Below are 7,618 nucleotides of genomic sequence, written 5' to 3'. Positions count from 1 at the left end.
CCTTGATGCCCTCGTGAGCGTCCGAGATGACGAGCTTGACCCCGCGCAGGCCGCGCCGGGCGAGCTTGCGCAGGAAGTCCGTCCAGAACGTCTCGGCTTCCGACGGGCCGACATCCATGCCGAGGACTTCGCGGCGGCCGTCGGTGTTCACGCCGACCGCCACGATGACGGCGACCGAGACGATGCGCCCGTCCTGGCGGACCTTCACGGAGGTCGCGTCGATCCAGAGGTACGGCCACTCGCCCTCGATGGGGCGGTCGAGGAATGCGCCAACCCGCTCGTCGATCTCCTGGCACAGGCGCGAGACCTGGCTCTTCGACACGCCCGTGCCGCCCATGGAGGGTCCCTATCGCGGCTTGCCGCGATGGGTGCCCTGTCTGGACCAGATCATCCACCGAGCGGGTCGAGATGCCCTGGATGTAGGCCTCCTGGATCACCGCCGTCAGCGCCTTCTCCGCCATGCGACGCGGCTCAAGGAAGCCGGGGAAGTACGAGCCCTTGCGCAGCTTCGGGATGCGCAGTTCGACTGTGCCGGCGCGCGTCTGCCAGTCCCGGTCACGGTAGCCGTTGCGCTGGACCAGACGCTCGGCGCTCTTCGCGCCGTGGGCCGCGCCGGTCAGGCCGCCCACCTCCAGCTCCATCAGTCGCTCGGCTGCAAAACCGATCATCTCGCGCAGCAGATCAGCGTCGGCACTCTTCTCCATCAGCCCGCGCAGGGCCATGATCTCGTCGGTCATCGGGGGTCTCTCGGGTTCGGGGTTGGTCGTCGCAACCCGACCCTACCCGGCAACCGCCGATGACCACCCCTCAGCTACACCACCGCCTGGGACACGACCCGTTCGAACGCTCGCTCTGCGCTCTCTGCCGCCGCCATTGCGCTGCGTTTCCCGCACCGACATACTTCTCACCGCTAGACGTCGAGGCGCAAAGCCGACGCATGCTGGCGAGGGAGCGGGGCCGTGAAGGAGGACACGCGGATGCGCGAGCATCTGTGCGGGATCAGGACCGCCTGGACGGTCGTCGCGACGGCTGCCGGGGCGGTGGCCGAGGTCGCTGCCGGTATCGGCCCATCCCGCCTCTCGCATCTGCTGGTCTTCTTCTCTCCCGATTACGTCGTCGATGACCTGAGCGCCGCCCTCAAGGACGCCTTCCCCGGCACGCCCATCACAGGATGCACTATGTCGGGTGGCATCTGCCCGGCCGGAGGCCTGGAGCGTGGGCTCGTCGTGGTGGCGTTCCCGGCGAAGGGCTTCCGTGTCGTCTCCGCCATCCTTGATGCCATCGACCATCTCGACGTGGCGCGCACGGCTTCGTCCGTCCGTGCCCTGCGACGGGTCCTCGGGGCGGAATCGCCCGAACCGGCGCCGAGCCGGCGCTTCGCCCTGTCCTTCATCGACGGTCTCGCCAATGCCGAGGAGACGGTGGTCTCGGCCATCGCCTGGGCCCTCGACGGCATCCCCCTCGTCGGCGGTTCGGCCGGCGACGACCTGCATTTCCGCGAGACGGTGCTGCTCCACGAGGGCGCGATCCATCGCCGGGCGGCCGTGGTGGTGCTGGTGGAGACGGAATATCCGTTCCAGATCTTCAAGAGCGATCATTTCGAGCCGACGACCACGAAATTCGTGGTCACGGCCTCCGACGACGAGCAGCGCATCGTCCACGAATTGAACGCCGAGCCCGCCGCCCGCGAATACGCCATGGCGGTGGGGCTCGACCCGGAAGCACTCACGCCGATGAGCTTTGCCGCCTATCCCCTCGCGGTGAAGGTCGGGGGCGAGTATTTCTGCCGCTCGATCCGCCGCATGAACGACGATGGCTCGCTGAGCTTCTTCTGCGCCATCGACGAGGGCGTCGTGCTCACCCTGGCCCAGCCGCGCGACATCGTGGAGACCACGCGGAGCGAACTCGCCCGCCTCGACGCGGCGCTGGGCGGCATCGACCTCATCATCGGCTTCGACTGCATACTGCGCCGCCTCGATGCCGAGAGCCGGCAGGTGCGCCACGGCATCTGCGACCTCTATCGCCGCTACGACGTGGTCGGGTTCGAGACCTATGGCGAGCAATACCGGGCCATGCATCTCAACCAGACCTTCACCGGCATCGCCATCGGCCGGCCGCCCGCTCCATGAAGGCCGGACTCCACCGTGTCGCCGACGATGATACCGCCGGCCGCATCGCCAAGCTCGAGCGTATCAACGCGGCGCTGATGGCACATGTGGAGCGCACCATGGACCAGCAGGGCGGTGCCTATTCGCTGTTCCAGACCGCGATCATGCTCGAGGGCCGCGTTCGCTCGCGGACCGAGGAACTGACCGGGCTGATGCACAGCCTGGAGCACTCCAATTCCGCCCTGGTCGCGGCGAAAGAGGAGGCCGAGACCGCCAACCGCTCGAAGACGCGCTTCCTCGCCGCCGCCGGGCACGACCTGCTGCAGCCGCTGAACGCCGCGCGCCTCTCGGCCTCGGCCCTGTCCGACATGCCGCTCGGCCCGGAAGCCCTGGCGATGTCGGGCCAGGTGGAGCGGGGCCTCCAGACCATCGAGGACCTGATCAAGACGCTGCTCGACATCTCGAAGCTCGATGCCGGGATCGTCCGTCCCGTCATCCGTCCGGTCGCTCTCGCCGATCTCCTCGGCGGCATCGCTGCGAGCTTCATGCCGATGGCCGAGCGCAAGGGCCTGCGGCTCGCTGTCCGCTGCCCGGACATCCGGGTCGACAGTGATCCGATCCTGCTTCAGCGCATCGTGCAGAACCTCGTCTCCAACGCGATCCGCTACACCGGAAGCGGGGGCGTGCTGATCGCGGTGCGACGGCGCGACGGAACCTGTCGCATTGAGGTGATCGATACTGGCTGCGGCATCGGGGAGAGCGAGCGCCATCTCGTCTTCGAGGAATTCTACCGGGGCGGCTCGGGGGGTGACGAGGGCGAGCCCGGCCTCGGGCTCGGTCTCTCCATCGTCCAGCGCATGGCCACGGCGCTCGACCACGATCTCGTCCTGGATTCGCGGCTTCACCACGGGACGCGCGTGTGCCTGACCGTCCCCGTCAGTCCCTGCCAGACCGAGAGCGTGGCTGGCCCCGCGCCGATCGCGACGCGGCTCACGGGAGCGCGCGTGCTGATCGTGGAGAACGATCCGGCGACGACCGATGCCCTGAAGCGCCTGCTCCAGAACTGGGATGCCGAGGTGAGCGCCCACCGCGACCTCGCGAGCGTGGCAGAGAGCGTCGCCGCGGGACAGGCGCCGCCGGATGTCCTGATCCTGGATTACCACCTCGACAACGGCGCCTGCGGCCTCGACGTGGCGACTTACTTGCGCGGCGTGACCCGCTCGGCCCTGCCGGTGATCGTGACCACCGCCGACCATTCGGCCGAGATCGAGGCCCATGTGGCGCTGATCGGCGCGGAACTGGTGCACAAGCCGATCAAGCCGGCGCAATTGCGCGCCCTCCTCACACACCTCCTCCCCTGATCAGGCCGGGTCGGCGTCGATGCGCATCCTCAGAATCGCGTAGGGCGGCTGCCTCATGTCGCGGCCATTGTTGTAGTCCGGGTTGCGATTGACCTGCGCCGCGGTGATGTAGAGCCAGCGGTCGGGCGTGATCCAGAACGTGTCGGCCCAGATCAGGCGGGGATCGGTGGCGAGGATGGTGATGGTGCCGTCCGTCTCGCGCCGGCCGACTGCGTTGTGCTCCTGCAGGGCGAGGTACACGCGGTCCTTCGAATCCGCGATGAGGCCACCGGTCATGCCCTTCTCGCCGAGATCCTCCACGCCGGCCGCGACTTCGGCGTCGGAGATGGCAGGGTCGAGGAGCGCGGCGGTCGCGACCGCGTAGAGCCGGCGGCCCATCAGCGGCGCGTAGTAGAGGCGGCTGCCGTCGGGGCCGAGGGCAATGCCGTTCGCGCCACCCTGAACGGGGCGCGGCGGTGCGTCTCCCTTTCGTTGGAGGATCTGGCGGTTCTCCACCAGCTTGATGATTCCCTTCTGGGATTCGGTGCTGGCATGCTCGGCGAGCCGCCGGGTGACGCGGCCGGTCGCGAGATCCACGGCGAGGATGGCACCATGCCCGTCCTGGCCCTGGTCGGTGATGTAGGCCGCCGCCCGTCCGTCGCGGATGTCGATCCGCAGGTCGTTGAGCGAAGACGTCGCCGTGACGCCGGCCTCCAGCGGCACGACCCGCATGATCCGGTTCTGGGTGAGATCGAACTGGACGAGCTTGGCGCTGCCCGGCATCGGCGGACCCGAACCGTCGGGCAGCCCGGCATCGAGGACCCACAGCCTGTCCTCCCGGTCCATGACGCCGTTGGGGACATGGAGCAGCCTGCCCTGAGCGTTCTTCGGGTCGGGTTGGTTGGTCGCCGCGTCGGGATAGGGCCTCACGCTCCCATCCGGCATGACCTCGCCGAGGGTGAAGGGCACCTTGGCGTCGAAGCGCGGCATCATCACGAAGATGCGGCCGCCCCGCGAGACGGTGATTCCGGTGGGGTTCGAGGGCGCATCGGCCACCATGGCGAGTTCGAGGCCGGGCACTCCCGTATCGCTGGCGACTGGCTTTGCCGACGCCGCGGAAGCGGCCGACCTGTCCTGCGCGGAAGCCTGGCTGTTCAAGGCGGCGAACCCGGCGAGGCCGGCCGCCAGCATGTCACGTCGAACGAGGGTCATGGATGTCGTGATCCTGCAGAGGTTGGAGGTCGATCAGCCGGCCTTCGCCGCGCCACGGACCTTGAGATCGATGGAGGCCACCACGGCGCCGGCCGAGATGAACAGGCGGCGCCCATCCGGGCCGCCGAACTCGACATTGGAGGCCGGTGTCGCCGTGGCGATCCGGCCGATCAGCGTTCCATCCGAGAGGTAGACGCGCACGCCATCGGCGCAGGCGGCGTAGATCCGTCCGGCCTCGTCCAGGGCGAGCCCGTCCGGGGCGCCGGCATCCAGGGTCGCGACGGTCCGCGGCTGGCCGAGGCGGCGATCCTCCACCGGGAAGGCCAGGATGGTGCGGGCGCCCTCGGCATTGTCGAGGGCGGCGCTGGTATCGGTGACGTAGAGTGTGCGGCCGTCCGGCGTGAGGGCGATGCCGTTGGGCTGGCCCACGGCATCGGTCATGCCCTGCACCTCGCCCGCCGGATCGATCCGGTAGACCCGCCTCGCGGATTGAGCCGGGATCGTCTGGATACCCTCGTCCGGCACCGTGATGCCGAAGACGGGATCGGTGAACCAGATCGCGCCGTCCGGTGCCAGCGCAGCGTCGTTGGGCGAGTTCAGAGGCTTGCCGTCGTAGCTGTCCGCCAGGACCGTCATCGTCCCGTCGGAGGCGCGGCGCACGACGCGACGGGTGCGGTGCTCGCAGGTGACGAGGTGCCCCTCCGCGTCGAGGATGTTGCCGTTGGCGTTGTTGGAAGGGTCGCGGAAGGGCTTCACCTCGCCGTCCTCGCCGATCACCAGCATGCGGTTCGAGCGGACGTCGCTGACGATGAGGCCGCCGAGATGCGGCGCCCAGCACAAGCCCTCGCACCAACGACCCTCCCGGTAGAGGATCTTCGGCCGAGCGGAAGGATCGACCAGCTCGGCGAAGCGAGGATCGTCCGGATGGAGGATCGGCGCCGCCAGGGCGGGCCTGCTCCAGACGGCGGTCGCGGCGATGCCGCAGAGGAGGTCGCGTCGGCGCATGAAAAAGCTCGTGAAGGGGTACGGGGACGCGCCCGACCTGCCACGCGGACAGGTCGGGCCTCTCGCAGGTCGGTTCAACGTGCCGGCGGGCTTGCCGTCGTCGAGCCGGTGGCGTCGGTGGCGGACGGCTTGATGCTCCACAGGTCGGTGGGTAGCGCCGCGGGGGCATCGGGCTTGTAGAAGGCCGAATCCTGGATGCGCGACGTCGTCACGTAGAGGGTGCCGTCCGGCCCTTCGGCGAAGGTGTCGGGCCAGCGCAGCCTCTTGTCCTGGACCAGAGTGGTGAGGGCAGAACCCTTGGCCGAGAGGTCGCGGACCTTGATCGAATCGTCCTGCGGCGAGGTCACGTACATCCGCCCGTCCTTGCGCGAGATGATGAGGCCGTCGGCCGGGCCGTTCTCACCCACGGTCTCGACCTTGCCGGACAGGCTCCGGTCGCTGAGCGCTTCCGGCACGAGCGAGGAGGTCAGCCAGCCGGTGAGCGCGGACGTCGGCAGGCTGTAGAGGGTCTTCCCCTTGATCGCCTGCCAGTAGAGCGTTGCGCCATCGGGCGAGAGGGCGATGCCGTCGGCCGAGAATTCCACGCCGCGCCCGTCGGGCCGGCGCAGGGGCTTGCCCTCGTAGGTCACGGTCACGCTCTTGTCGGGCTGCGTCGTCGGATCGCCGTCGAGGAGGCGGCGGGACTTGCCACTGGCGAGGTCGACTACGACGATGGCGCCGCTCGCTCCGGAATCGGTGATGTAGGCGGTCTTGCCATCCGGCGAGAAGCGGACGTCGTTGAGATAGGAGCCCTGGGGCGCCACCGCTTCGTCGAAGGAGATCGTGCGGGCGGGCTTGTTGGTCTTCAGGTCGATCTCGACGAGCTTCGGCCCATTCTTCACCACCGCCGCCATGGCGGGCGTGGCAGGATCGAGCACCCAGAGATTGCCGTCGGGGCTCGCCACGACGCTCTGGACGCAGATCCAGTGGTCGCCGGCCGAGAGCTCGTCCTTGCGCGCGTTGCGCCACGCGTTCCACTCGGCATCGGGGAACGGCACGATCTTGCCGTCCTTCACCTCTGCGACCGAGACGGCGCTGTCTTCGGTCCAGCGTGGGAAGTTGACGAAGATGCGCCCGTCCTTCGCCACGGTGACGCCGGTCACCTGATGCTCGAAACTGGCGACCTTGGTGAGAGCACCGGCCGCGGCCGGTGCGGTCTGCGCTTCGGCCGCGATGGGTCCCGACAGGAGCGTTCCCGCGAGAAGGGCCGCGGCGAGGGCGGCAGTGCGGGTCGTGGTCCGTGATGGCATGAAAAGGCTCGTCGCTGGGAAAGGAGGTATCGCTCCCTTCGCCAACGCAGCGAGCGGCGGCCAAGCTTCATCGAAATATCGCGCCGGATATCGCGCTCAGGCGGCGAGGGCGCGGTTCACCGTGGAGCGTAGGTCCGCCAGCGAGAACGGCTTGGTCAGCACGTCCGTGACGATGGCATCGAGGCCGCGGGCGCGCTCGCGCTGGTCGGCAAAGCCGGTCATGAGAAGGATCGTCAGGGCGGGAAAATCGCGCTTGGCCGCGAGGGCAAGGGCGATGCCGTCCATCAAGGGCATGCGGATATCGGTGAGCATCAGGTCGAACGCGCCGTCCGCCTCCGTCAGGCGATCGAGCCCGTCGCTGCCGTCCGATGCCGTGACGACGGAATGGCCATCGATCTCCAGACCCCGCTTCAGGAAACCGCGCACGGGTTCTTCGTCGTCAACGAGGAGGATTCGCGCCATCAACTCTTTGTCTCTACTGGATCGCCGAGACTGCGCTACCACGAACGTCGTATGTCAAGGTCAATCGCGCACCAGATCGTGCGACATTGTCCGACACGTAACGGATGTGCGTAAATGTCGCCCTGCCGTCACAGGCATTTTACCGGACGACACTGGCCTCGCACGATCCCCGCGCTGCCATCGCGAACCCGAGTCAGGCTAC

General features: G+C 68.4%; 6 protein-coding genes and 1 pseudogene. 2 read left to right on the top strand and 5 right to left on the bottom strand.

Annotation, left to right across the window (positions count from 1 at the left end):
* Positions 1-737: pseudogene (locus tag ACFQ4G_RS16255) on the bottom strand (IS256 family transposase); the annotation flags it as partial.
* Positions 738-977: 240 nt separating this feature from the next.
* Between ACFQ4G_RS16255 and ACFQ4G_RS16250 the strand changes: the two are divergent.
* Together ACFQ4G_RS16250 and ACFQ4G_RS16245 are read left to right on the top strand one after the other, a co-directional pair.
* Positions 978-2,129, top strand: coding sequence for an FIST N-terminal domain-containing protein (locus tag ACFQ4G_RS16250; protein ID WP_238207235.1), 1,152 nt, complete (start codon positions 978-980; stop codon positions 2,127-2,129).
* Positions 2,126-3,469: an ATP-binding response regulator gene (locus ACFQ4G_RS16245; RefSeq protein WP_238207233.1), complete on the top strand. Its 1,344-nt coding sequence runs from the start codon at positions 2,126-2,128 to the stop codon at positions 3,467-3,469. The genes ACFQ4G_RS16250 and ACFQ4G_RS16245 overlap by 4 nt, the downstream gene beginning before the upstream one ends.
* Here the strand turns inward: ACFQ4G_RS16245 and ACFQ4G_RS16240 are convergent, their stop codons facing one another.
* The 4 genes from ACFQ4G_RS16240 to ACFQ4G_RS16225 form a co-directional block, all read right to left on the bottom strand.
* Positions 3,470-4,660, bottom strand: coding sequence for a major royal jelly family protein (locus ACFQ4G_RS16240; protein ID WP_238207231.1), 1,191 nt, complete (start codon positions 4,658-4,660; stop codon positions 3,470-3,472).
* 33 nt (positions 4,661-4,693) lie between these two features.
* Entirely contained in the window at positions 4,694-5,665 is a 972-nt protein-coding gene (locus ACFQ4G_RS16235) for an SMP-30/gluconolactonase/LRE family protein (protein ID WP_238207229.1), read from the bottom strand.
* Positions 5,666-5,739: 74 nt separating this feature from the next.
* A complete protein-coding gene (locus ACFQ4G_RS16230; RefSeq protein WP_238207228.1) occupies positions 5,740-6,954 on the bottom strand; it encodes an SMP-30/gluconolactonase/LRE family protein in 1,215 nt (404 codons plus the stop codon).
* A 96-nt stretch (positions 6,955-7,050) separates the two neighbouring features.
* Entirely contained in the window at positions 7,051-7,416 is a 366-nt protein-coding gene (locus tag ACFQ4G_RS16225; RefSeq protein ID WP_238207226.1) for a response regulator, read from the bottom strand.
* Between the last annotated feature and the right edge of the window lie 202 nt (positions 7,417-7,618).

Origin of the sequence: Methylobacterium marchantiae (assembly GCF_042679825.1) — a bacterium.
Lineage (GTDB): Bacteria > Pseudomonadota > Alphaproteobacteria > Rhizobiales > Beijerinckiaceae > Methylobacterium > Methylobacterium marchantiae.
This window is presented reverse-complemented; position numbering and strand designations above follow the sequence as displayed.

Bases quoted from the DNA above. Each gene is read 5' to 3' on its own strand.
- ACFQ4G_RS16230 (WP_238207228.1), bottom strand. From the start codon at position 6,954: ATGCCATCACGGACCACGACCCGCACTGCCGCCCTCGCCGCGGCCCTT.
- ACFQ4G_RS16240 (WP_238207231.1), bottom strand. From the start codon at position 4,660: ATGACCCTCGTTCGACGTGACATGCTGGCGGCCGGCCTCGCCGGGTTC.
- ACFQ4G_RS16225 (WP_238207226.1), bottom strand. From the start codon at position 7,416: ATGGCGCGAATCCTCCTCGTTGACGACGAAGAACCCGTGCGCGGTTTC.
- ACFQ4G_RS16235 (WP_238207229.1), bottom strand. From the start codon at position 5,665: ATGCGCCGACGCGACCTCCTCTGCGGCATCGCCGCGACCGCCGTCTGG.
- ACFQ4G_RS16245 (WP_238207233.1), top strand. From the start codon at position 2,126: ATGAAGGCCGGACTCCACCGTGTCGCCGACGATGATACCGCCGGCCGC.
- ACFQ4G_RS16250 (WP_238207235.1), top strand. From the start codon at position 978: ATGCGCGAGCATCTGTGCGGGATCAGGACCGCCTGGACGGTCGTCGCG.